The sequence below is a fragment of the bacterium genome (assembly GCA_021372615.1).
Classification (GTDB): Bacteria; Armatimonadota; Zipacnadia; order Zipacnadales; family UBA11051; genus JAJFUB01.
In genome coordinates this window covers 24,446-48,184 of the sequence record JAJFUB010000159.1, presented here as the reverse complement: position 1 = coordinate 48,184, position 23,739 = coordinate 24,446, and the positions used below count along the sequence as shown (strand labels likewise).

At 69.2% G+C, this 23,739-nt stretch carries 21 protein-coding genes; 10 read left to right on the top strand and 11 right to left on the bottom strand.

Annotated features, from left to right (window positions below):
- Window positions 1-13: 13 nt before the first annotated feature.
- Window positions 14-1,546: a hypothetical protein gene (locus LLH23_22540; protein ID MCE5241253.1), complete on the bottom strand. Its 1,533-nt coding sequence runs from the start codon at window positions 1,544-1,546 to the stop codon at window positions 14-16.
- A 167-nt stretch (window positions 1,547-1,713) separates the two neighbouring features.
- Between LLH23_22540 and LLH23_22535 the strand changes: the two genes are divergently transcribed.
- Together LLH23_22535 and rfaE2 are read left to right on the top strand one after the other, a co-directional pair.
- Window positions 1,714-3,105 (top strand): hypothetical protein, encoded by a 1,392-nt coding sequence (locus LLH23_22535; protein MCE5241252.1) that lies wholly within the window; start codon window positions 1,714-1,716, stop codon window positions 3,103-3,105.
- An 85-nt stretch (window positions 3,106-3,190) separates the two neighbouring features.
- Window positions 3,191-3,691 carry a D-glycero-beta-D-manno-heptose 1-phosphate adenylyltransferase gene (gene rfaE2 / locus LLH23_22530; GenBank protein ID MCE5241251.1) on the top strand — a complete coding sequence of 167 codons (501 nt, stop codon included), beginning with the start codon at window positions 3,191-3,193 and terminating at the stop codon, window positions 3,689-3,691.
- 113 nt (window positions 3,692-3,804) lie between these two features.
- Here the strand turns inward: rfaE2 and LLH23_22525 are convergent, their stop codons facing one another.
- The 4 genes from LLH23_22525 to LLH23_22510 all read right to left on the bottom strand — a co-directional run bounded on the left by LLH23_22525 (window position 3,805) and on the right by LLH23_22510 (window position 8,730).
- The gene (locus LLH23_22525; protein ID MCE5241250.1) at window positions 3,805-5,295 is read right to left on the bottom strand and encodes a hypothetical protein; all 1,491 of its coding nucleotides are present in this window, start codon (window positions 5,293-5,295) and stop codon (window positions 3,805-3,807) included.
- A gap of 49 nt (window positions 5,296-5,344) precedes the next feature.
- Window positions 5,345-6,682, bottom strand: a complete 1,338-nt coding sequence (locus LLH23_22520; GenBank protein ID MCE5241249.1) for a hypothetical protein — start codon at window positions 6,680-6,682, stop codon at window positions 5,345-5,347.
- A gap of 3 nt (window positions 6,683-6,685) precedes the next feature.
- Window positions 6,686-7,885 (bottom strand): glycosyltransferase family 9 protein, encoded by a 1,200-nt coding sequence (locus LLH23_22515; GenBank protein MCE5241248.1) that lies wholly within the window; start codon window positions 7,883-7,885, stop codon window positions 6,686-6,688.
- A gap of 101 nt (window positions 7,886-7,986) precedes the next feature.
- Window positions 7,987-8,730 (bottom strand): DUF1559 domain-containing protein, encoded by a 744-nt coding sequence (locus LLH23_22510; protein MCE5241247.1) that lies wholly within the window; start codon window positions 8,728-8,730, stop codon window positions 7,987-7,989.
- Between the two features lie 317 nt (window positions 8,731-9,047).
- Here LLH23_22510 and pdxS point away from each other — a divergent pair, with 317 nt between their 5' ends.
- From pdxS to LLH23_22490, 4 genes are read left to right on the top strand one after another with little or no spacing between them, the layout of a single operon-like run.
- A complete protein-coding gene (pdxS, locus tag LLH23_22505) occupies window positions 9,048-9,938 on the top strand; it encodes a pyridoxal 5'-phosphate synthase lyase subunit PdxS (protein MCE5241246.1) in 891 nt (296 codons plus the stop codon).
- Window positions 9,938-10,180 (top strand): type II toxin-antitoxin system HicB family antitoxin, encoded by a 243-nt coding sequence (locus LLH23_22500; GenBank protein ID MCE5241245.1) that lies wholly within the window; start codon window positions 9,938-9,940, stop codon window positions 10,178-10,180. Before pdxS ends, LLH23_22500 begins: the two co-directional genes overlap by 1 nt.
- On the top strand, window positions 10,180-10,401 hold the full coding sequence (locus LLH23_22495) for a type II toxin-antitoxin system HicA family toxin (protein MCE5241244.1): 222 nt from the start codon (window positions 10,180-10,182) through the stop codon (window positions 10,399-10,401). The genes LLH23_22500 and LLH23_22495 overlap by 1 nt, the downstream gene beginning before the upstream one ends.
- 34 nt (window positions 10,402-10,435) lie before the next feature.
- Window positions 10,436-10,690 carry a hypothetical protein gene (locus LLH23_22490; GenBank protein ID MCE5241243.1) on the top strand — a complete coding sequence of 85 codons (255 nt, stop codon included), beginning with the start codon at window positions 10,436-10,438 and terminating at the stop codon, window positions 10,688-10,690.
- Here LLH23_22490 and LLH23_22485 read toward each other — a convergent pair.
- Entirely contained in the window at window positions 10,687-12,882 is a 2,196-nt protein-coding gene (locus LLH23_22485; protein MCE5241242.1) for a hypothetical protein, read from the bottom strand. The two genes, LLH23_22490 and LLH23_22485, sit on opposite strands and share 4 nt — an antisense overlap.
- Window positions 12,883-13,017: 135 nt before the next feature.
- Between LLH23_22485 and pdxT the strand changes: the two genes are divergently transcribed.
- On the top strand, window positions 13,018-13,602 hold the full coding sequence (pdxT, locus tag LLH23_22480) for a pyridoxal 5'-phosphate synthase glutaminase subunit PdxT (protein MCE5241241.1): 585 nt from the start codon (window positions 13,018-13,020) through the stop codon (window positions 13,600-13,602).
- 87 nt (window positions 13,603-13,689) lie between these two features.
- On the opposite strand, the gene LLH23_22475 is transcribed toward pdxT, so the two are convergent.
- From LLH23_22475 to LLH23_22465, 3 genes are all read right to left on the bottom strand, one after another.
- Complete coding sequence (locus LLH23_22475; protein ID MCE5241240.1) at window positions 13,690-14,991, bottom strand: sugar ABC transporter substrate-binding protein; 1,302 nt, start codon at window positions 14,989-14,991, stop codon at window positions 13,690-13,692.
- Window positions 14,992-15,070: 79 nt separating this feature from the next.
- Window positions 15,071-16,003: a fumarylacetoacetate hydrolase family protein gene (locus LLH23_22470; protein MCE5241239.1), complete on the bottom strand. Its 933-nt coding sequence runs from the start codon at window positions 16,001-16,003 to the stop codon at window positions 15,071-15,073.
- A gap of 15 nt (window positions 16,004-16,018) precedes the next feature.
- On the bottom strand, window positions 16,019-17,782 hold the full coding sequence (locus tag LLH23_22465) for a glycoside hydrolase family 127 protein (GenBank protein ID MCE5241238.1): 1,764 nt from the start codon (window positions 17,780-17,782) through the stop codon (window positions 16,019-16,021).
- A 109-nt stretch (window positions 17,783-17,891) separates the two neighbouring features.
- Between LLH23_22465 and folE2 the strand changes: the two genes are divergently transcribed.
- The 3 genes from folE2 (at window position 17,892) to LLH23_22450 (ending at window position 20,020) form a co-directional block, all read left to right on the top strand.
- Window positions 17,892-18,665 carry a GTP cyclohydrolase FolE2 gene (folE2, locus tag LLH23_22460; protein MCE5241237.1) on the top strand — a complete coding sequence of 258 codons (774 nt, stop codon included), beginning with the start codon at window positions 17,892-17,894 and terminating at the stop codon, window positions 18,663-18,665.
- 50 nt (window positions 18,666-18,715) lie between these two features.
- A complete protein-coding gene (locus LLH23_22455) occupies window positions 18,716-19,711 on the top strand; it encodes a hypothetical protein (GenBank protein ID MCE5241236.1) in 996 nt (331 codons plus the stop codon).
- An 81-nt stretch (window positions 19,712-19,792) separates the two neighbouring features.
- Window positions 19,793-20,020, top strand: a complete 228-nt coding sequence (locus LLH23_22450) for a hypothetical protein (GenBank protein MCE5241235.1) — start codon at window positions 19,793-19,795, stop codon at window positions 20,018-20,020.
- Window positions 20,021-20,069: 49 nt separating this feature from the next.
- Here the strand turns inward: LLH23_22450 and LLH23_22445 are convergent, their stop codons facing one another.
- Together LLH23_22445 and LLH23_22440 are read right to left on the bottom strand one after the other, a co-directional pair.
- Window positions 20,070-22,340 carry a carboxypeptidase-like regulatory domain-containing protein gene (locus LLH23_22445; GenBank protein ID MCE5241234.1) on the bottom strand — a complete coding sequence of 757 codons (2,271 nt, stop codon included), beginning with the start codon at window positions 22,338-22,340 and terminating at the stop codon, window positions 20,070-20,072.
- Window positions 22,341-22,531: 191 nt separating this feature from the next.
- Window positions 22,532-23,737: a PmoA family protein gene (locus LLH23_22440; GenBank protein MCE5241233.1), complete on the bottom strand. Its 1,206-nt coding sequence runs from the start codon at window positions 23,735-23,737 to the stop codon at window positions 22,532-22,534.
- Between the last annotated feature and the right edge of the window lie 2 nt (window positions 23,738-23,739).

Sequence of the window (23,739 nt, the reverse complement as noted above, 5' to 3'; positions counted from 1 at the left end):
GGGACGGGGGACGTCACGCCTGCACGAGCGCCAGCCGGTCGTGCAGCAGCGCGATGAGCACGGCCTGCGCCAGCACTAGCACCACCAGCAGCGGCCGCGAGGTGCGCTCACCCAACTCGGACAACGCCATCCCCGCGCCGGGCAGCAGCAGCGCCATCAGAAAGAGCCAGATCCTCCCCACCTCGCCCAGCGTCGAGCCGGACAGCCACACCAGGCCCAGACTGACGAACGCCCCGACGAGATAGCAGCGCGCACGCAGCGACAGTTGGCGCGCGAGCGGCAACGCCGCACAGGCCGTGAGCAGCAGCGCCGGGCCCATGAACAGCATCACGTCATAGAGGTTGCCTGTCAGCCAGGCGAAGTAGCTGCGCTTGCTGTGGGCGATGTCCGCCGACTGCCACGCCACCGCCACCCTGATGTTCCCCAGGACGTTGTAGCCGCCACCCAGCAACAGCACGAGGATGACGCCCACGACCGCAGCGGCGACCACAGCGCCGGTGACGATGCGGCGGCGTGAGGCGGGGTCGCGCAGGGATGGGATCGCGCTGGCCGCCATCGCCACTGCCACAGCCAGCAGCCCGAAGGACCAAAGCAGGGCCGCGGCCATCGCCACGCCCGCGCCCACGAACCAGCCGTACCCACGCCCCCCCAGCCCCCGCAGCCATAGCGCCACCGGAACCATCGCCAATACGGCGGCCGCACCGTCAATGCCGGGGATGAAGACGACCGCCGAGGGGACAGCCGCCGCGGCCAGGGCGCCCATCAGCCCGGCCCGGCGACCCTGTAGCGGCGCGAGCGCGAGGTACACCGGCAGGGGTAGCAGCGCTCCGAGCAGCGTGCAGGCCAGCCCGAGTATGACGGCCGGGGCGAAGTGGTACGCCTGTACGCTCGGCATGGCGGTCCAGCGGCTGAGCGCCTGGAAGCGGGCGGGGGTGAGTGCGTAGGCTCGGGCCGCCCAGCTCTCGACGGCCAGCGTCAGCTCCGGCACCTGCTCCAGCACGCGCAGCCCCACGTAGTAGAACAGCACCGGACCAGGCGGGTGGGTCTGCACGCGGGGGGGCATGGACAACTGGCCGCTCTCCCCCGACAGGGCGGCGAAGATGCTGTGGACATCGGGCGTGGCGGTGGCGAAGCTGAAGTAGCCGGTGGCGGGGAGACTGGCAGTCGTGGTGGCCAGGTGCAACGGCCACACCGGCTCATCGGTCTCCAGCACGACGATAGAGCCGGCCGCCGCGAGGCAGCACAGCGCCACGAAGCCCGCCGCGGCGCGGCGTGACACCGTCGGGCGCCGCAGCAGCCACAGCAGCACCACCAGCAGCAGGGCGTACATCGGCACGACCGACCAGGCGCGTCCGGAGCCGCTGAGGCTCGCGTCGCGCCAGGGCCATTCCCACTCACCCGGCACTCCGGTCGGCAGCAGCCTGAGCGCCAGGAGCACGATCACGCCGAGGCTCAGCGCCAGCCCCAGGCCGATCAGCAGCAGCGCCGTGCGCCGCGCCGAGGCGGTGGCCCCGTTGGTCGGGTCAGTATGCTCAGGGCAGCTCATCGTGGGCAGTGAACCTAACACAAAGCGATAACACCGGCGGCCGAAGGACGGGTTCCGCCAGCGAAGCTGCCTGCGCCCGGCCCGAGGCAGGGCCAGTAGCCGCCGATGGGGAAATGCCCCTCAGCCCTGCGGGCGCGTGCCGCAACCACAGGAGGACATGCCAGGCGATGAGCGCGACATGCGGCGTCCCAGAGGACCTGTCACCGCAGCCGAAGACGCCGGGCGGCTGTCTCCGGGAGCACTGGCCACTGCTCGCGGTGCTCGTGCCTGCGCTGGCTCTGTACCTCTACCTCGGTCAGGCGTGCGTCACTCCGGACTATGGCCCGGATGAGCCGTACCACATGGAGTATCTGTACATCGTGGCCAAGGAGCACCGCGTCCCCACGCTGGATGACATCCATCTGGCGCAGCATGGGCCACTGTACTACCTGCTCCTCGCCCCGGCCTATCTGGCGCTGGACCCCCACGTCCGCCCCTTGTCGCTCCCGGTGGGCCCGACGCGGGCGGCGCTGCTGAGCAGTCAGTACCTCCGGGCCCAGCGTGTGCTGCGCGCGACCAGTGCGCTCATGGCCGGTGTCACACTGGTCCTGGTCTATCTGTCGCTGCGGTGCTTCGTGTCCCAACGGCCGCGAGTGGTCTTCCTCGCCCTGGCGCTCCTGGCCTTCATTCCACAGTTTGCTCTGACCGCAGCCGTGGTCAACAACGAGAACCTGGCCTACATCTTCAGCGCGTGGGCCTTCCTACTCCTGGCGCCCATCCTGACCGGGCAGCGGCCGGTCACCTGGCAGCGCTGCCTGTGGCTGGGGGCCGTGATCGGGGTGGGGGGCGTCGTCAAGATGACCGTGTGGTACGTGCTGCCCCTGGTCCTGTGGGCGGTGTACGTCCGGGCGCAGGGGGCCTGGCGTTACCGCGCTCCCGCGGTTCTGCTGGCCGCCTTCGCGGCCGGCGGGGCGTGGCTGCTGGTCCACAACACCCTCACGTACGGGGTGTTCCTGATCCAGTCCAACACCCCCCGCGAGTTGGAGCAGGACCTGCGGAACCTGCTGCTGCTGGATCCGCTGCGGGCCGTCCGGGAGCTGGCGCCGGTCGTGTGGCTGGTGCCGGTGACCGCCATCGTCCCGGAGTGGACGTGGCAGAGCGTCGGCTTCATGCAGAAGATCTGGGTCGGGTGGCTCATCGGCGGGCTGGCTGTCCTGTTCGCGACTGTCATGACTGTGACGCGACTGCGCGTGGCGCGCCTTCCTGATGAGCAGCGCCCCGCCTGGCAGGTGGGGCCGCTGTGCCTGGGCCTGGCCGCAACGGCGCCCTTGCTGCTGTGGGCGATCATCGCCCGACAAGCGCTCCTCTGGGACATTGCGCTCATCGTGGGGGGGCGCTATGCCCTGAACGCCGCGCCCTGGCTCTGCCTCCTGCTCGTGGGCCTGGGCGAGCGGGTGACGTGGCTGGCGGGTCGGCGGTGGGTGAGGGACGTGCTGTTCTGGCTGCTGCTGGTGTTGCTGGCCGCGGTGACCATCTGGATGGCCTCCCACCTCCACGCCTGGTACGCCGCGCTCCACTGAGGGCGTGCCGGCGCCGCCCCGGGAACCGTCGGCCACCGCCGGGCGCTATGCTGAGTGAGACGACGCTTCGTCAGGAGCCACACCCATGGGTCTGATCGTCAGTCGTGAAGCCTTCGCGGCGTTCCGCGATACCCTGAGGCCCACCGCGCGGGTCGTGTTCACCAACGGGTGCTTCGATCTGCTGCACGTGGGCCACATGAGCCTGCTCAACTTCGCCCGCAGCCTCGGCGACACCCTCGTCGTGGGCCTGAACTCGGACGCCTCGGTGAAGCGCTTCAAGGGGCCCGATCGGCCTATCGTCAGCCAGGATGAGCGAGCCGAGGTGCTCGCCGCCCTGCCGCCGGTGGACTTCGTCATCATCTTCGATGAGGACGACCCGCGCGAGACGATCAAGGCCGTCAAGCCGCGCTATCACGTCAAGGGCGCCGACTACGCCGGACGGCGGCTGATCGAGGCCGATGAGGTCGAGGCTCACGGGGGGGAGGTCGTGCTGGCGCAACTGGTGGACAATCGCTCCACCACGCGGCTGATCCAGGGGCTACGCAACGGGAACGACACGGCGCGAGGCGACGAACCGCCGGCCTAGTGTCGTGTCCGGCACATCCCTTGCGGCACTGCAGTAGCGCGGGCGGCCCGCCCGCGCGGGCGGGCGAGCCGCCTGCCCTACTGGATGATCGGGCACCTCAGGCGGACATGACGCTAGAACCCCCACACATGGACGCAGTGCCGCACGATCACGGTGTACGCCGCGGCCATCAGGGCCACCCAGGCGACCCGTGAGCCGGCCCCCTCCTCGGTGCCGGCCACCCCACACGTCAGCGCAAACCACGGCGCCAGCAGGAGCCACATGCGGCTGGTTTCGCCGCGGATCTTGCCGCTGACATCCAGCACGATCAGCATGACCGGCAGGGCGATGATCACCGCGGCCAGCAGCGCGTGGCTTGCCCGGTCGCGCCAGGCCAGCCATGTCCCCCATGCCCCCGCCGCCAGCAACGGCCCGACAAACGCCGCCGCCTCGATGAGGTTGCGCCACAGGAACGGCATGTACGGCCGCCCCCATAGGTGGTTGTAGCCGTACATGCGGTAGGCGTCCGACACCCGCATGACGCTGAGCATGTCATAGCCGGCCACGAGCTTGAGCCCGGCGAAGACGACCAGCACGGGGGCCAGCCCGGCGAGCAACACCGGCCCGAGCCGCCGCAGCAGAGGCACGCGCTCGCTCGCGTCGCGCTGGAGCAGCACCACCAGCCCGATGATGATGACAAAGCCCGCGCCCACGACCCCCATGCCCAGCGACAGGAACAGCCCCAGGGCCAGCAGCAGGCCTGCCAGGAGCGCCCAGCCCACGGCGGCGCGCTGGCGGCCCGCTGCGCAGGCCCGGTAGCCCCGCACGAACCCCAGCATGGTCCCCGCGACCACCAGCGGGTAGGCCTGGTCCATCGCCCCCGAGTACAGCGTCAGGCTGGGCAGCACGGCATAGGCCCCGACGGCGGCGACGGCCAGCTTTCCACCCCCGAGTCCATAGCCCAGCGCGTAGAGCGGAATGAGCGCCAGTGCCGCCAGCAACACCATCGTCCAGCCACACCCCAGCGCCGAAGCCACCTGCTGCGCGGAGATGTCGTAGCTCCAGAACCGCGAGTACTGTTTGGCGAGGAAGTCCCCCGTGACGCCGGGCCGCAGCGCCAGCAGCGTCTCGGCCACCGGCTGCGTCGTCGGCAGGGCATCGAGCAGGCGGCTCAGCAGCCCGAAGCACACAACTGGCCCGGCGCCCTGCGTCTGGGCATGGGAGGAGAAGCCGGTCATCTTGGCATCGTAGTCGCGCAGGAGATCGGACAGGCTGCCGGCTTCGCGGGCCGTCTGATAGTAGCTGTTGCTGGCCGGGTTCAGGACGAGGGCGGGCAGATAGCCGAAGCCCCACTCATGGGTGACCGTCAGGCCGCCAGCCAGCAAGGTCAGCCCAATGACAGCCACGAGCAGATAGGCGCCGACCTGGCGCGTCGGCCCCGGCCGCCGCCACATCTGCATCAGCGCGTACCCTAGCAGCACAAGACCCAGCAGGGGCAGGACCAGCCAGGCACTCGGCGCCAGCACGCGGCGCTGAATCTCCGGCACGATGAGGCGCGCTAGCAGCAGGGCCAACTCCACGAGGCCCACCAGGGCCGCTGCGCAGACCAACCCGAGTCGCTTCATCGGTATCCTCGGAAGCGCGTCCGGCGCAGGGGCACGCGCGGGCGCGGCGTCACTGCAGATGCCCCAGGACGAAGGGATTCCAGTATGTGATCAGCCGGTACCAGGCCAGGGGGCTGAGCGCCAGGAACAGCGCCAGGAAGGTGAGCGCCAGGGGCAGGCGCGGCCGGGGTGGGATGAGGCTCTGCAGGCCCAGTGTCAGGAACGCCGTCAGCCCCGGCAGGAACGGCAGCAGGTAGCGCCCTCCCTGGAAGACCCCCAGGTGTACGAAGGTGGCGATGTACAACGCCGCCGCCAGCAGCAGACCAAAGCCGAGCAGCGGCAAGATCAGGGCCGGGTGGTCCTCCGCCGCGACGACGGCCCTCCGGCGGCAGGCGAGGGCTCGAACCCAACCGGCCAGGGCCAACAGCGTCACGAGCAGCAGTCCCCGGTAGACGAAGGGCGCAGCGGCCGGTGGGAACCACCCCACCTGCGCCCACACGCTCGTCCACAGGCCGTTGACTGCACGCAGTAGCAGCCGCCCGACCAGGCCCACCGCTACGGCTTCGAGCTTGCTCACGCCTTCGGGAATCGGGCGCGCGAACTCCGGCACCGGCACCGGGCTGAACTCACCATAGAGCATGTAGTTGCGCCCCAGCCACCAGCCACACACCAGCAGCGCCACGCCCACCCCGGCGGCCAGCCGCCCCCACAAGCGCCCGTCGGCGTACCAGCGCTTCCCGTGCTGCATCACCAGCGCGGCCGCCAGGACGAGCACCCCCGGCGGCAGGGCCGAGGTCTTCATCAGTGTCGCAAGCCCGACGACCGCGCCCCACAGCGCCGCCGAACCCACATCCCGCCGCTCCCAGTCGCGCACGACGATGAGATACACCAGCAGCGCCGACATGACCAGCAGCCCGACATCATTGTTCAGCGCCCCTGCCGGCACAAACAGGTGCGGCCACCACGCGGTCAGCGCGAAGGCGAACAGCGTGGGACCGCGCCGCCTCCCGCACGCGCGGTACAGCACCGGCAGCCATAGCAGCAGCGTCAGCAGGATCAGCGGCGGTGAGGTCAGCCGCAGGGCGCGCAGCGCCGCCATGTCGCCATACGGCCGGAACAGCAGATACACCGGCGTCAGGAGGGCATAGTACAGCGGCGGGTGGATGTCCAGCGCGCCCCCCTCGGCGCCCTCATCGCCCACGGGCAGACGCCACTGGGTGGCCAGGAACTTGACATACGGGAAGTGGCGCGAGCTTTCGTCCGGCGCGTGCCCCAGAGCCATGGTGAAGCTGTACGTCACCGCGAGGGCCAGATAGACGGCCAGAATAGCCCACACGACGCGGTCGCGCAGGGGCTGCCACCGGGCCGCCGGGGGCGTCTGATCGGCCGAGGCTGTCGGCTGCTCCATGGCTTAGTGTCTCTCCGCCGGTTCAGGTGCGGCCGGGGTGCGCACGATCTCCCGTACCGCCGCCAGCACCTCGCTCACCGTGATGTCCTGCACGCAGCGGTTGTCACAGGTGAAGTCCACGACCTTGTCGTTGAACACACTCAGACAGGGGCTGCAGTACAGGCCCTTATAGATGACGCGGTGGTGAGGCCCGCGTGGCCCGTACAGGACCGGGGTCTCGGTGCTGAAGAGCGCCACCGTGGGCGTGTCCAGACACGCCGCGAGGGCGACGGGACCCGAGTCGCAAGCCGCCAGCGCGCCGGCCAGGCTCAGCACTGCCGCCAGCTCGCCCATGCTCGTCTGGCCGGCCAGTGAGTGGACGCCGGTCGCGGGCGCGCAGAGCGCCGCGATGCCGTCCACATAGGCCACATCGCTCGGGGCGCCGACCATGACACAGGGCAGGCCCGCCTCGCTCCGGAGCCGGTCGGCCAACTCCGCCCACCGCTCCTGGGGCCAGCGCCGCAGCTCGGCGCCGAAGTCGCTGACGTTGGGGGACAGGACGACGAAGGCAGTGTCATCGGCCAGGCCGGCTTCGCGAAGCTTGGCGCGCACGGAGGCCAGGTCGGCCGCCTCCACTCGCGGCGCGACCGGTGTGGCCGCGTCGCAGGGAGCGCCGGCCAGCTCGGACAGGGCGCCGAAGATCTCAGTCACATGGCGGTAGGGGTTGTACGTGCAGCGGTCGGTGAACAGGTCGCCGCAGGACTTGCCGCGGGCCCAGTAGCCCAGGCGGCGCGGCGCACCCGACAGGTACGTGAGCACGGCCGGCAGACGGGAGAAGAACTCGAGGTCCAGCGCCAGGTCCACATGCTCGCGGCGGCAGCGCCGCAGGATCGTGGACAGGTCGCTCAGCGCCCCCAGCACCCCGCGCGTGCCGATCGTCCACACCTCATCCGCCAGGCCCAGGGCCTCGGCGGCCCAACGGTTCTGCGCGAAGGTCAGGAAGATCAGCTTCGCCTGGGGATAGGCTTGCTTGAGGGCCCGCTGGACCGGTCCGGTCAGCAGCACGCTCCCCAGGCCCCACAGCTTGATGAGCAGGATGGCCCGCGGGGGCTGCACCTGTCGCCGGCCAAGCAGGCGCCCCAGCGTGTGGCGATGCCCGGTCAGCAGCCAGCAGGCCAGGATCCCCAGGTAGCGGTCCATCAAACGCATGAAGTGCAGACTCACGGCAGGGCGCGGTCTCCTCGTGGTTGCCAACACAAAGGGATACTGCCGGGGTTCCCCTCCGGCCCCGGCAGTTCCTGCGTTGTCCACCCCCGGTGACAGGCTTACGAGGGGTTGCGCCGCCAGTCATTGCTGCTGTAGCTGTGCCAGGTGTCCTCGACCCGCGTCCACTTGCTGTGGCCGTCGGCGTAGGTCACGTTCGCCCCGCCGTTGTGCCGGGCGATCATGCGCGCCTGCTGCTGCGCGTCCGGCAGTGCCGAGTCATCGAAGGCCCACGGCTGCGGGTACATGCCGCCGCGCGAGGCGACCCCGCTGGCTCGCGCGGCATCCCCCAGGATGATGAACCGCGACGGGTTGGTGATGCTGCCGATGGAGGTCGTCTCGTTGAACCCGAAGTCCGGGTTGGCGATGTACCAGGCCTGCTGGGTCGCGGCGGGAAGATTGGCCTCGTTGTGGTTGTTGCCGTAGTCGGTGGTATACCACTTGCCGGCCGCGGGCGCAGGCCAGGCGGCGGCGGAAGGGCACTTGAAGACTTGCGTGTTCTTGATGTAGGGCTCCAGTTTCGTCCGGTAGCTGTACGGCGCGCGCGCCGCTGCCGTGTCCGGAGTTCCGGACGGGGCGGTGCGCTCGGTCACATGCGGCGGGAAGACCTCGTCATAGTCCTGCAGGTACTGCATGTAGGCGAGGCCGAGCTGCCGCACATTGGACAGACAGCTTGCCTGCCGGGCCTTCTCGCGGGCTTTGGCGAACACCGGGAAGAGGATCGCGGCGAGGATGGCGATGATGGCGATGACGACCAGCAATTCGATCAACGTGAAACCGTGCGTCCGCGACGTCCTGCCAAGCATGGTCCTGTCTCCGTTCGAGCCAGAGGCGTGTAGTCGTTGTGAGTGCCAGGGGGTAACTGCGGACGGGCGGGCCGCAGCGGCAGACTCCCCTGGCACTCATCGAGGACTCTTATAGCACTCTAATCAGAGTGTAGCAAGCGAAATCTGCGCGTGGCCACGTTGGCCGGAGATGCGCCCCAAGGCCGTGTCGGAAGCCGCCCAGCGCCCCTTGCCACTGGGTGCGGTTTGCAGTAAGATGGGTGTCCGTATCAGGAGTTGAATCTCACGACGGCAGCCACACACTGCCGCGTTGTGTTGTGTCTACAGCCCAGGAGGCGATGATGGTGACTGACGTATCCACTTGGCGAAACAAGGTTGGCCTGGCCGAGATGCTGCGGGGCGGCGTGATCATGGACGTGACCACGCCGGAGCAGGCCAAGATTGCCGAAGACGCCGGCGCGGTGTCGGTCATGGCGCTCGAGCGGGTGCCCGCTGACATCCGCAAGGAGGGCGGCGTAGCCCGCATGGCCGACCTGTCGGTGATCGAGAAGATCATGGAGGTCGTGACGATCCCCGTCATGGCTAAGGCCCGCATCGGTCATTTCGCCGAGGCCCAGGTGCTCGAGGCCATCGGCGTGGACTTCATTGACGAGAGCGAAGTGCTGACACCCGCCGACGAGAGCTTCCACATCTGGAAGCACGACTTCAAGGTCCCGTTCGTGTGCGGCTGCACGTGCCTGGCCGAAGCGCTCCGTCGCATCGGCGAGGGCGCGGCGATGATCCGCACCAAGGGCGAGGCCGGCAGCGGCAACATCGTCGAGGCCACCCGCCACATGCGCACCGTGATGACGGAGATGAAGCACCTCACGCAGTTGCGCGATGATGAGCTGATGACCGAGAGCAAGAACCTGGCGGCTCCGTTCGAGCTGGTCAAGCAGATCGCCGAGACGGGCAAGCTGCCGGTGCCGAACTTCTCGGCCGGCGGCATCGCCACGCCCGCCGACGCGGCGCTGATGATGCAGCTGGGCGCCGAGGCCATCTTCGTGGGCAGCGGCATCTTCAAGAGCGAGGACCCGGCCGAGCGCGCGCAGGCCATCGTCCATGCCTGCACGTACTACCAGGACCCGATGGAAGTTGCGAAGGCCTGCCGTGGCCTCAAGGGCGCCATGCCCGGCCTCGACGTCCGCACCATGCCGGAAGAGGAGCGCCTGGCGAACCGAGGGTGGTGATGATGTCAGCACAGTACCTGAACCTGTCTGTGATCATCCGTCTTGACGCAGAGGCCGGGGGCTATGTCGCCGAGTGCCTGGACATCCCCGGGTGTCTGAGTGAGGGTGATACCGTCGAGGAGGCGCTGAGCAACATCCGCGAGGCGGCTCAGGGATGCCTGCTCTCGATGGTCGCTCACGGCGACCCCCTGCCGGCGGGCACGACCTTCCTGGCCAGCGTCCCGGTGGAGGTCGCGAGCTGATGCCCAGGCTGCCGCGCATCTCGGGGCGGAAGGCGCGGGCAGTGTTCGAGAGGGCGGGCTACCGGCACGTCAGGACGCAGGGCAGCCACTTCATACTGCGCCACCCGCAGACGGGCCAGCACCTGTCGGTACCCGACCACGATCTGCTGAAGCCCGGGCTGCTGTCCGCTCTGGTGAAGCGGGCCGACATGACCGTCGAGGAGTTCATTGCGTCCCTGTAGTGAGGCGTGGGCAGCAGGGGGAGGGTGGTGAGCCGTGAGGGTACGTGGGGTGTCGTGGACCCGCGCCTTCCGTATGGTGCTCGCGGCGATCTTCGGCGCGCTGGTCGGGTTCGGCGTCTTCGTGGCGGTGGATGTGGCGATCGCCGGCCATCAGATGGGGCTGGCGCACGGGCAGGAGGCGGCTCCGCAAGTGCGGGAGCACCTGCTCCCCCAGAGCCTCTTGCCGCTGGCGATGTTCGTCGGAGCCGTGGTCGGCGCGTGGCTGGCCCGGGTCGGCAAGCGCGGCTAGCGGCCTACCCCCTCAAGTTGCACAGTCTCCAGAGCCTGCCCCTCGGCCGTAATGGGTAGCGCTATCCCGGTGGCCCTGTCCCGTACGGTCAGGGCCACCGTTCGCCACTCCTGGCCGGTCGGCGGCAACGGCACGTCCTGTATCTCCACTTCGCCGATGTGCCACTGCGCCGGCGCACCGCCGTCAGCCGACAGGGCGACGGTCAGCGCCGAGTCATCTGCCGGCTGCAGCACCACGTCGTAGTCGCCCGGCGCCGTGCGGGCCTGCCAGAAGAGCTCCAGCGTCGCCGGCTTCCGGCCCGGCGAGGGCGGCGCATAGCCCAGGAGCCGCAGCTTCCCCCCGAACTCCGGCCGCGCCACGCCTGCATTCCACGGCGGCAGGGCGACCCGCAGCACGCGCGCATCGTCGAAGTCCTGCAGCGGCTGCAGGCGATCGGCCCAGGCGGGCAGAGCCGCCTGCAGCGCCTCCCACTGCCCCGCCTCGTAGTCTCCCCGGTGTAGGATCACCAGGTCCACCCGCAGCCCCTGCAGCCACCGCAGCGTCGCCTCATCCGGGAAGCGCTGCGACGCGGCGGCAATCGCGCCGTAGGCCCTGGTCAGGAAGCCGCTGTAGCCGTTGACGGTGCGCTGCCAGTGCCCGGTGGAGTAGTACTGCCGGGCGCATTGCGTGAAGGCCTGGAGTGCCGAGTGGCTCGGGATCGGGAGTTCAAGGACGACGGGGCGGTCCGGCTGCTGCCCCAGCCACTGGTACACGGCGGGACCCTGGTTGGGCGGAGGGACGATCACGCCGGGCCAGTTCATGAAGCCGGCCTCGACCATGGCGAGCAGGCACAGGAGCGGGGCCACGTAGCGACGCCACGACCCGACTCGGCCGAGCAGGCGGTGCGCCCCGACGCCGCCCAGGAAGGCGACCAGCAGCGCCACCATCGTGACGAGCCGCGCCGGTGCCCGGATGCTGCGGAAGCCCGGCAGGTAGTCGAAGACGAGGGTATACGGCAGCGACACACTGCCCAGCTTCGGCCCCCACGACAGGACGATCAGCACGGCCGTCACCCCGGCGAACACCCACACCCGCCGCCGCTGTGCACCGCTCTCCGCGCGTCCCAGCAGGGCCAGTAGCGCCAGCCCCCAGGCGATGAGGCCCAGGAAGAGGAAGTGTTCGCCGCCGCGCATCTCGCCCCAGGCGAGCGTCCGGCCCACGCTGCCGTAGAGCCAGTGGGCCGGGTCGGGGGTGAGGTAGTTCAGCGGGGCGGCGCTGAACAACGGCAGGTCGGCCACCGACCGCTGCATCTGCATCTGTCGCGCCAGGGTGAAGTACGGGGCCGCCAGCGGCAGGTTCACGGCCAGCGTCACGGCCAGGAAGGCCCCGCCCTGGAGGAGCAGACGCGGCGACAGCCGAGCCAGCCCCGCTACCAGGTAACCGGCCACCAGCAGAGCGAGCAGCAACGCCGCGAACAGCCCGACGTTCATCCCACACAGGAACTGCAGGCTGAAGAACATTGCCAGCCCCAGCCAGTCCCGCCAGCGCCCCTCGCGCAGCAGGCGGTCAGCGAAGTAGACGATCAGGGGCAGCCACTGCGTCGTCAGCAGTTGCACGTGCGTGAGCGCGGCGAAGCGCTCGAGCTGGAATGCGTACACCGTCCCGGCGATCAGTCCGGCCCAGCCGCTCCCGGTCATCCGACTGACCGCGAAGTACATGCACCAGCCACCCAGAATGAAGCTGGCCAGCACCACGGCATTGCACGCCAGCAGGGGATTGCCGGTGAGGGCGATGAGGGGGCCGGCGAGGGGCAGGTCGCCCAGTAGCGTCTCGGAGTAGGCCAGCGTCAGGGGATACGGGAAGAAGATGTTGGTGTCGAAGAAGTGCCTCAGCCCGCCGGTCAGGGCATGCACGTCCCAGGCCATGATCCAGCCATTGAGGAGGGGATCGCCGGGATCAGGTGCGAAGACGTCGAGGTTCAGCACCATGCGGTAGAGCAGGACGAGGGTGGCGACGGTGAAGAAGCCGAGGGCTGCCAGGTCGCGCCTGACCCGGGGACTGAGCGCCGGCAGGCGGCGGGCGTGCCAGGCGGTCGGAGACGTCGCGGACGGTGCGCTCTGCCTGTCGTCGGCGCCGGTCACGGCCCTACCCTCTCCCCCGGGCGCCACGCAGGCGTCCGGGCAGACTTCCGGCCCCGGCAGATGGGCAGTCATGCCTTGCACGATGGGCCTGGCTGAGCTATTGTAGCACATCGTGCGCCGGCCGGGCACAAGTCGTGGCCCGGGTTGAGCGCCAGCGCCATGCCTGACGGGACCGAGGCCCTGTCTGTAGAGAGTTGAGTTGTCAGTATGAGCAAGCGTATTGGAGTACTCGCCATTCAGGGCGACTTCGCGGAACACATTGCCGCCATGAACGAAGTCGAGGGCGCCGAGGCCTTCCCCGTCAAGAAGGCCGCAGAGATCGCCACCCTTGACGGTCTCATCATTCCCGGGGGCGAATCCACCACCATCGGCAAGCTGTGCGAGCGGTTCGGGGTGGATCAGGCCATCATCGCCGCCCATGCCCGCGGCATGGGCCTCTGGGGCACCTGCGCCGGCCTGATCTACATGGCCAAAGACATCGCCGACTACCCCGAGCAGCAGCGACTGGGGCTGCTCAACTGCCGCGTGAGGCGCAACGCTTTCGGGCGCCAGGTAGACAGCTTCGAGACCGACCTGCCGTTCCGGGGCCTCGAGGGCGGAGAGACGCGCGCGGTGTTCATCCGCGCCCCGTACGTGGAGTCAGCCGGCGAGGGCGTGGAAGTGCTGTCGGTCTTCAACGACCGCATCGTGGCGGTACGGCAGGGGAAGTTGCTGGGGACGGCGTTCCACCCGGAGCTGACGGACGACCGGCGCGTACAGCGGTTCTTCCTGCAGATCGTTGCGGAAGGCTGAACGGCGGCCTACCCCCCAACCCCCTCCCTGAAGGGAGGGGGAGTACGGCGGCCTACCCCCCGGCCCCCTCCGGAGACGCTGCGCGTCTCACAGGGAGGGGGATAGCGGTAGCAGCCAGGCGGTTGCCGGCTGCGCCTCAGCCAGGACCTTGTCCACTCGCTCGTCTATCCGCTGCGTCACCTGCTGGACTGTGGCCTGGCCCGACCATAGCAGGTCGAGTTCCTGCTCCCAGATGTTGCTGATCTCGGTGTAGCGCGTGGTGAAGGGCACGGGGCGCATGACCTTGAGCCCCTGGGCGAAGGCACCGGGGCCGCTGTTCAGCAGGCCGCCGGTGAAGTACTCGGAGTGCACGAGGACCTCACGCGCGGGGGTGGAGAAGCCGCCAGCCAGCAGTTGCTTCTGGCCATCGTTGCCGGCCAGGAAGGAGACGAGCTTCCAGGCGTTCTGCGCATGGGGGGCGCCCTTGACGATGCTGAAGCACGAGCCCAGGCCGAGGTTGGCGGCGACCTTCCCGCGCGGCAGCGGCGCAGTCTCCCAGCGCCCCTCGATCTTGTTCATCTGTACCGTGTCCCAGCGGCCGCAGTAGATCATGGCCACCTGACCGGCGGCAAAGGCCTCGACGCGGCCCATCCCGCGGGTCAGCGACATGCTCGGGGCTACCTTCTCCTTGGCGTGTAGGTCGGCCAGGAACTGCAGCGCCTGCTGGGCGGCCGGAGTGCTCAACGTCGAGCGCCGCGGCGCCTGCACGTCGTCCACCAGCTCTCCCCCATTCTGCCAGACATACACTTGCCACCACGGGCAGATGGTCGTCCCCCAGACATCCACGCGGCCATCGTCGTCCCGGTCCACCGTCATCCCATGGGCCAGCTTCAGGTAGTTGGCCCACGTCCAGTCGGGCTTGGGTGCGGGCGCCGCGGCCACCTCGAACTGGTCCACGTTGTAGGCAATCGCCAGGACGGCCAGATCGTTGGGCAGACCGTAGGTGTCGCCCTGGTACTGGTACGCCTGCCAGGCCGCCGGGAAGAAGTCGTCGGGCTTGATGTCCTGCTGCGCCTTGAGGTACGTGTCGAGGTTCTCGAGTGCGCCCTTGCTGACGAACTCGGGGAAGCGGGTGGACTCCATGAAGACGACATCGGGCGGCTTGCCCCCCGCGATCATCGTCTGCAGCTTGGTGAAGTAGCTGTCGTAGGGCTCGTTCTGGATGGTGACGCCGATCTTGGTCGCTTCCGTGAAGCTCTTGGTGGCTTCCTCCCACACCTTCATCTGGGAGGGCGTGGCCCGCAGCATCAGGACGACATCCGTCGAGGGAGCGGAGGTCCGGCTGACACAGCCGCCCAGCGCGACCAGCATTGGCAGCAGCACAATCAGGCCGATGAGACGCCGCGACATGTCGTTCTCACCCTGTAGGTCCAGTCTCGAAGCACCTATACCGGGCAAACACCCGAGGGGGCCAAGGTGGTTCCTGCGCTCAGGGCTCCGGCGCCACGGGGTTACGCAGCACACCGATGCCCTCAACCTCCACCTCCACCACGTCGCCGGCTTGCAGAGGAACTCCTCGCGCGATGCCCACTCCCGCCGGCGTGCCGGTGGCGATGACATCGCCCGGCTCGAGGGTTAGCATGTGGGAGATGTACTCGATCTGCTGGGCCACGGTGAAGATCATCTGGGCCGTGCTCGTGTTCTGCACGGTCTCGCCGTTGACGCGGGTCACCAGCCGCAGGTCCTGCACATCACCCAGATCAGGGAGGGGCACGGCGCAGGGGCCCATCGGCGCGAAGTTGTCATACCACTTGCCGTTGAGCCAGTCGAAGAAGCGATCCCAGGGGCGGTCCTCCGGGCGGTCCCAGACGTGCAGCCGTCGCTCGGAGACGTCATTGAGGCAGGTGGCGCCGCACACGTAGTCCAGCGCCTCGGCGGCCGGGATATACTTGCCCCCCTTGCCGATGATGACCGCCAACTCGCCCTCGTAGTCCAGGAACTGCGTGGTCCTGGCGACGGGGATGGGGTCGCCCTGGCCACACACGGTGTTCGGGACCGGCTTCATGAACACCCGGGGGGTGGCCCGGTCGGACCCGTGGACCTCCTGCCGGCCACCTTCACGGATGTGCTCCTCATAGTTGCCGGCCAGGCAGAACAGCTTCCCCGGCCGCGGCACGGGGGCCAGGAGCTTCACCGCGTCCAGGGCGATGTGCGGCTCCGCGCCCGCCAGCGCCTCCCGGACCATCGCCAGGCAGTCCGGGCAGCACAGCAGGGCCAGCACCGAGCCGGTGCAGCCACACTCCGCGTCCATCTCTTCGCAGGCCTCGGCCACGTCAATCAGGCCCTCCCCGGCCAGTGCCCCAACGCGGGGCGGGAGATCCGGCCGTTCGGCCAGTAGGTAGTTTGCCAGTCGCAAAGCCATCGTCATGCCTCTTCCCTATCTGTGCTCGAACAGCGGCAGGTACTTGCCGCACGGGTCTACCGCCTCAACCTCGTTGCCCTCCCACTGGACCGTCAAGTCCACCTCGCCCCCCGGCACACTGAGCAGCGTCTGGCGCTGCACGAAGGCCGCCACGGGCCAGTGCACTTGCAGCGTCTCCCCGCGCGCCATGCCGGGACACGCCACGTAGGCGTCGTCGGGGCCGGCCCACTGCACCGGCGCCGGCTGCCCGTTGCGCAGCACCGTCACCCCGGCGCGGTCGGCCCAGGCCGGTGTCCGCACCTGCACATCGGCATCACGTCGCAGCTTCACCACCAGCCAGCCCTGCTCCGGAGCGCCGGCCGTGACGATGGCCGCCGGGTGGTCGCGGTGGAAGGGCAGGTTGACGCGAACGCAACCCGGCAGCTCCTGCACGGTCCACCGCCACGCCTCCCACAGTCCCCGCATCCCCTCAGGCGGGCAGCAGCCCATCATGTCTATCCCGTTGTGAGCGCGTCCCGTGGCGCCCAGCGTGGCGTCGCGCTTGACCCAGTCGTCGGGGGCCGGAGCTGACACGAACCCGCCCTCCAGCTTCCGCAGCTCGGCGAGCGCCTGCTGGAGCGCCCCGCCCGGCCGCTCGGCATGCACGCGCTCGAACAGGGCGACGAACTCGCCGGTGAGGCAGAACTGCGTCCGCCTCAGGTAGTTGTAGATCGTGCGCGCCACATGGTCAAAGACGTGCGGGTGGCGCTGGGCCAGCCACACCCCGATCCCCACCATGTCCCCCACCACGCACGTCTCGGCGCCGTGCTGGGACTGCGGGATGTGCTCGGGGTACCAGCCGTAGTCGGTGCCGTGGCGGCGCACGAACTCATAGGCCTTCTGGGCCCAGTCCAGATAGCGCTGCTCGCCGGTCAGGAGGCCCAGCCGGGCCACGCCGATGAGGGCATGGGTGTGCAGGTGGACATGTCCCTGGAAAGCGCCTGTCTCCGGGTCAATCCGCAGTTCGTCCTGACCGGGCTGGCTGTCAGCCAGGAAGCCCTCGGTCATGGCGATGGCGAAGTCCAGGGCCTCGTTGTCTCCGCACAGCTCGGCATACTCCAGGCACGGCTCGACAACGGCGGGGTAGTTCTTGCTGTGGTGCTCGGCCCAGCCCTGGAGCAGGACCTGGCCGTCCCTGACCGGCACACCGCCGCCGGGATAGAAGGCCCGGGGGCCGTCCCAGAGGGCGAGGCCCTTGAGGCCCTCGAAGAGCTTCCGCGCGCGCTGTTTGGCGACGGCGTCGCCGGTGGCGGCGAAGTCATGGGCCAGCAGCGTCATGATCTTGCCGCCGGCCCACTTGCTGACCCAGTAGCCCTCGACCGGGGACCCGGTCCAGGCGGCGGGGTTGATCCAGGCCTGGCCATCGTCGCCCAGGTAGCCGAGCACCCGCTGTCGCACACCCAACTCCACGGCGCAGGGCGTGTCCTCGCCGGCCATGGCGCGCATCCGCCCGTACTGCAGCATCATGCGGCAGTCGGTGTCGCCCAGGGAGATGGGGTCGTAGCCGTACTCGTTGGGCGGCACGCTCTGGGGGGCATGGGCCGGAATGCCCAGCGGCCCTAGCTCGAACTTGCACTCGTAGTCGCGCGCCGGGTCGGGGTTGCCCCTCAGGTAGTTGAGGGCCTGGCCGGCCATGCGCGTCAGGTCCAGGTCGTCGGTCCGCCGCTCCTCGGGCTCGGCCACGAGCGCGGCGCTCAGGATCTCCCCCTGGAACTGGGAATGCAGCAGCGAGTGGTCCATCGGCTGTCTCCGTCGGTGGAAGTGGCTGCCTGGGTACGGGATGGTTCCGCGTCCGCGGTCGCGGCCCCTTCTTGTCGCCCCGCGCGGGGCAGTGTACAATGCCCTCGACATGCGAGACATTGCCTCTGAAGGCGACCAGCGCGGGATCGAGATTGACCGCGTCGGCATCCGCCAGCTTCATTTGCCGATCATGATCCGTGAGAAGGGGGGCCGGCTGGCCCACCTGCTGGGCGAGTTAGACGCCAGTGTGCAACTGCCCCACAGCGAGCGCGGCACGCACATGAGCCGCTTCTTGCAGATCCTGCTGCAGTGGAGCAAGAAGGCCGTCTCCACCGTGCAGATGGAGCAGATGGTGCGGGAGATCGCGGCGGCGTTCGATGCGCCGGCGGCGCAGGTGGAGCTGTCGTTCCGCTACTTCCTGGACAAGCGCGCCCCGGCCACGGGCGAGCCGTGCCAGATGGACTACGAGTGCCGCTTCCGGGCCGAGTTGGCCGACGGCGCCTACACCTTCACCCTCGGCGTGACGGTGCCCATCCTGACGGTGTGCCCGTGCTCGCTGGAGATCTCCGACCAGGGCGCCCACAGCCAGCGCGCCTCGCTGTCGGTCCGCCTGCGCACCCGCCCCGGGGTCCTCATCTGGCTGGAGGACCTCATCCCGCTGCTGGAGCGACAGGGCAGTTGCGAGATCTACCCCGTGCTCAAGCGCGCGGATGAGAAGTACGTCACGGAAGCCGCCTTCGCCAACCCCAAGTTCGTCGAGGACGTCGTGCGCGACACGGTCCTGGCCCTGCGGGGCCTCGACGGCGTGACCTGGTTCGCGGCGGAGTGCGAGAGCTTCGAGTCGATTCACAACCATGTCGCCTACGCCTACGCGGAAGGATAGGGATCAGTCAGGGACCGGGGATCGCGAACCGGGGACCGGCTGACCACACCATGCAGATTGCCATCGCCATCGTACTGGCCGCCATCGGGGTCTGGCTGTTCGTGCTGATCTTCCGCCTGCTGCGGCGGGCAAAACAGCGCCTGGGAGAGCTGGCCGACCAGCCGCCGCCGCCCCGGATGACGCCAGCGTCCGCCGAGGACCCGGTGCGCGCCGACGGTCTGATCTACCTGTACGCCCATGACTTCGTCAAGCCCGTCGGTCGCCGGCCGATGGGCAGCGCGCCGCGCGACCGGGCGTATGCCTGCCAGACGCAGGACGAGCTGGACACGGACGATTTCGCGCGGCAGTTGCTGTACGCCATGCTGGTGGACCTCATCCACGAGGGCTGCCTGACCTGGCGCTATGCCCGACGCGACGCCACCTTCATGCCGCCCTATCCGCACAAGCAGTGGGAGCTGCGGCTGCGCCAGGAGAAGCCTCTCCCCCCCTCCCCGCTCAATGAGAGCCTGCAGGTGGCTTTCGAGCTGAGCCGCAAGAACCGGACGCGCGGCAAGCAGGATGATGACGAGACCGCCGCCCCGCCCGACGAGCACTTCTCGCTGGAGGAGCTGCTGGAGCGCATGCTGAAGGCTATCCGCCAGGAGATGACCTTCTGGGAGCGTGGCACGTGCTGCAGCGACCTGCGCAGCCATGTCGAGATGGCGTTGATCGCCCAGGGCTATCTGGACGCCCCCAACCGCGCGACCTGGCTGGATACCGTGCGCCGCAACCGCCCGACACTGAACCCCGAGCCCGTGCAGGAACTGGCGCACGAGGCCGAGGCCCTCACGCGACGGCTGGAGACCTTCCGCCGGCGCTTCGGCTCACCGGTGGCGCTGCAGCCCGAGCAGAACGAGCGGGGGCAGATCGTGGACATAGACCCGGCCCTCGCCACGAACACGGGGGATCTGGATGACATGCCGCTGGATGATTGCCTGCGCCTGACCATCCACGAGGCCATCACGGCCATCAAGCAGCTCGAGCCCAGCGGCGAAGCCGGGGTCTGAACGGCAAGAGTGAAGACGGAAGAGTGAAGAGTGAAGGGTGCGCGGTGGCGCCCTGTGTGCTAGCGCCTGACGGGAGTGTCCATGGAACGCGACGAACTGATCGAGTGGATTGTCATCATCGCCTGCATCGTGCTCTGGTGGCCCCTGATCTTCGGCTTCCGCCCGGCCTGGTATCTCCCCACCCTGTGCATCGGTGAGACGGTGGCCCTCCTGGTCATCTTCTTCCGCCGCCTGGCCCGCGTGCGCGCGGGCCTCAAGTACAGCGAAGACGTGATGAAGAACCAGCCGCCGGGCCCGCGTCCGGTCTGAGGCCCCGGTCAACTGCTCCCCGACGGGACGCCAACCACCCGTCCCCCGCTCATTTGGCGCTCAAAGTCACCTCGCCCAGGTCCACGTCCTGGCCGGGCTCGACGTAGAACCCCAGCTCCTGGCTGTTGAACTTCCGATTGCGGTCAATCACCCAGATCTTGTAGGACAGCCCGGAGACGAGGCCCTCCAGGCGCAGGACACCCCCCTCGGTGCTGAAGCCGTAGCTGCCGCTCGCGCCGGCGGCGCTCAGCCGGCAGGCGAGTTCGTCTGAGATCAAGTGCACGCTCTCCATCCCGCTCTCGCCGCACTGGGCGGTGTTCAGCGGCGTGCCGTCGGGCTGCTTGACGCGGACGGTCATGGTGGCCGGCGGCAGGAGCACCAGGCCGGGCTCGACGCTGCCATCGGGCTCAAGGCTCACCCCGGCGAAGAGCGGCTGCGTCGGGTGCATGGCGATGACCCGGGCCTTGCCTTGCAGGGGCAGGCCGCTCAACTCGAAGCGCCCCTGCGCGTCGGTGACGACGGGCCAGGGGCACTTCTCCCCCACCACGAGCGCCCCGGCCTGCGGATGCTGGGCGGCATCGCCCACCCACCCGCGGACCGTGCGCCCCTGTGGTTCCACGACGAGCGGCTCGAGTTGCCGATGTTCGCCGGCCTTGAGGGTGAAGGAAGCCTCGTCCCAGGTGGTCTTGTTCACCCACAGATGCGCCAGGTGGTCGGCGAGCCGCACGCGCAGGGCCACCCCGGCCGGCAGCGGCCCGAGCCGCAACGTGCCGTCGGCGGCACTGCAGGCCCCCGGGATGGCGCAGGTGTGCTCCGTCCCGCACTTCAGCTCGACCGGCCAGCCGGGCACCGGTGCTCCGACGGGGGTCACGACCTTGGTCTCCAGCCAGGCGCCGGGCTGCAACTGGACCGTGAGCGGCTTGTCGGCGCTGGTCGGGAAGGGCATCGCCGCCAGGTCGCGTGCCGCGTCGCGGACCACGATCCCCCACGGCGGCCCGAGGCTGGTGCTCCCCGCGATGACCTGGAGCGCGAAATGCCCCTGTGCGTCGGTCCGGGCGCAGTAGAACTCCGCCGGCGCCACGCCGTAGTCAATGCGCGAGATCGTGCCCACCTGGATGCCTGCCGCCGGCGTGCCGTCGGGCAGGAGCGCTTGTCCCTGCACGGTCGGTTCGACCTCAATGAGAATGTCCGGGGCCTGCCCGGTCTGGCCGGCGGCGAGGTGGAGCTGCTGTACGGACTTGGCGACACCGTACAGCGGCGGTTCGCGCCATTCGGTGTTGCACACGACCTCACTCTCGCCCGGCACGGCCTTGAGGCTGTACGTGCCGTCCGCGGCGCTGACTGCGTTGTCGTAGAAGACGCCGCCGGGCGTCAGGCTGCGGTCCCAGACGCGCGCGCCGGCATAGGGGCGCTTCGTCTTGGCCTCGACGCAGCGGCCCTTGATGATCGCGGCCTGCTGCACGTTGAGCACGACCCCCGTGACGCTTTGGCCAGGGCTGACGCGCACGGGGGCATCACTGACGCCGATGAGGCCCCGGGCGTCCGCGCGGGCCGACAGATCGCGGGTGCCGGGAGCGACGTTGGGGAAGGTGAAGGCGCCGTCTGGCCCGGTGGTCACGGCCTCGGCCCCCTCGGCGGTCACGAGCGCATCGGCGATCGGGCGTCCCTGCCAGAGCACGTGGCCGGAGATGCTGGCCGGGGCGAGCAGGCAGATGTGAACGTCACTGGCCCCCGCCGGAATCTGCCGCCGTGCTGTCTCGGCATAGCCCGGCGCCCTCACCACGAGCGCCGCCTGCGCCCCATCAGGCAGGTTGCCGAGCGCGAAGCGTCCGTGGGCGTCGGTGGTGGTGGCGAGGGGGCTCTCGTCGCCACAGCACAGCTTGCGCCCGTACTCGGACCAATGGAGCTCGTAGCGGCGGATGAGTGTGCCGAGGCGGACGGCAGCGCCGGCGATGGGCGTCCCGGCTTCATCGGTGACCAGGCCCGAGCAGCCGGCGGCGGGGCCCTGCACACAGAGCGCGACGGGTTCGCCCGGGCGCACATTGGCCCAGGCCACCGGGAGAGTCCCGTGGCAGGCCACGACCTGGCAACGGCCACCAGGCTTCAGATTGGGGAGGGTCACGTCGAACGCGCCGTCGGCGCCCGTGGTGGCGGTGGCGGTCTCGTACTTGCCTGCCGTCGTCGAGCCCATCGCGAACACGCGACAGCCAGTGAGTGGCCGGCCATCCGGGCCGGTGACGACGCCGGTCACGACGAGTGGGTCAGCGCTGACGGCAACGACTAGCGCGAGCAGAAACGACAGACCGAGCATCCACCGCATGGGGGCCTCCCGATGGTGCCGTCTGGCACAGCCAGTGAGCCGTTCTTCGTCGGCCCCGGGGGACTGTCCTGCGGGATGCGCTCCTCAGACAGAGGCGGCGGGGCCCGGTCGGATGACCGGGCCCCTGGGGTTCTGCAGAGACGGTTCATAGCGGCAACGTCGCGCTCGCGAGAGCGCGACGGCTGCCGGGGTTACTCGACCACCGTCACCGTGGGCGGGAAGATGAAGTTCATGTACTGGCCCGCCACATCGGCCGCATCGGTGTCGCCGGAGTGGATGAACACGCGGAACTTGAAGGTCAGGGCGTCGCCGTCCTTGACGACCAGGTCGCCGCGCACCGACGGGTCGCCGGTGAAGTCGTGCAGGCCCCACTGGTTGACGGTGAACAGCCCGTAGCTGCGCACATGCCAGTGGGCCGGATAGCCGTGGTTGCCGGGGTGGTCCATGAGCGTCAGGCCCATCTGGACGCCCTCGACCTCACCGTAGTAGTCCACCCATTCGGCCCGCTTACCCCAGTTCTCGGCCTCACTGATGGCGCCGAAGGAGTTGCGGATGGTGCCGGTGTTGCGCTCCTCCATGCTCTCGGCCAGGCGCACCGACAGCGTGCCGGCTTCCTTGGTGTCCCCGAAGAAGAAGCCGCCCTCGGAGGCGTAGAAGGTGATCTCCCAGTCCATGATGCGGGCGTTGCCGGGGGTGTTGTAGACGCGGATACGGGTGTGCTCTTCGAGCAGCTTCTTGTGCACGCCGCGCCGGCCGCTGATCCAGTCGCCGAAGGCCATCAGTTCGCCGAAGACCGGACCCTCGGACAGCACCATCACCTGCTGGGTCTGCGTGGTGGCGTGGTCGTTCAGCTCGCTCCAGTTGTCCTCGCCATCGTTGACGTGGCCCTGAGCGATCCAGATGCCCTTGTGGTGCGGGTGGTCAATGCCTTCCTTCTGGGGGAGGTTGACCTCGCGCACGATGATCTTGCCCTCCGGGCCGAAGACCGGGTAGCAGAACGGGCGGGCGATGCCCTCCTGGAAGACGTAGCTGGTGAACAGCTCGCCGTTGACCTTGAAGTCGGCCTGCCGGGCGTCCTGCAGGTCAATCTCCACGCCGCCGGCGGCCTCGCTCTGGCCCACGCTGATGGCGTAGCGCTTGCTCTCGCCGGCCCTCAGCTCGTCAATCATCCAGACGACTTCGCAGCAGCAGTCGCACTCTTCGTCGCCGCAGCCGCAGAGGTCGCTGAGGCACTGGGCCGGGATCTGCCTGACGGCTTTACCCGCGGCGTCCAGTTCCTCGACGATGTGCCCTGCCTCGCAATCGCACCCGCAGTGGGCGAGATACGAGACGAAGCAGTTCTTGCGGTCATGCGGACCGGCCTTGACCTCAACGACAATGCGGTTCTCTTCAGCCATGT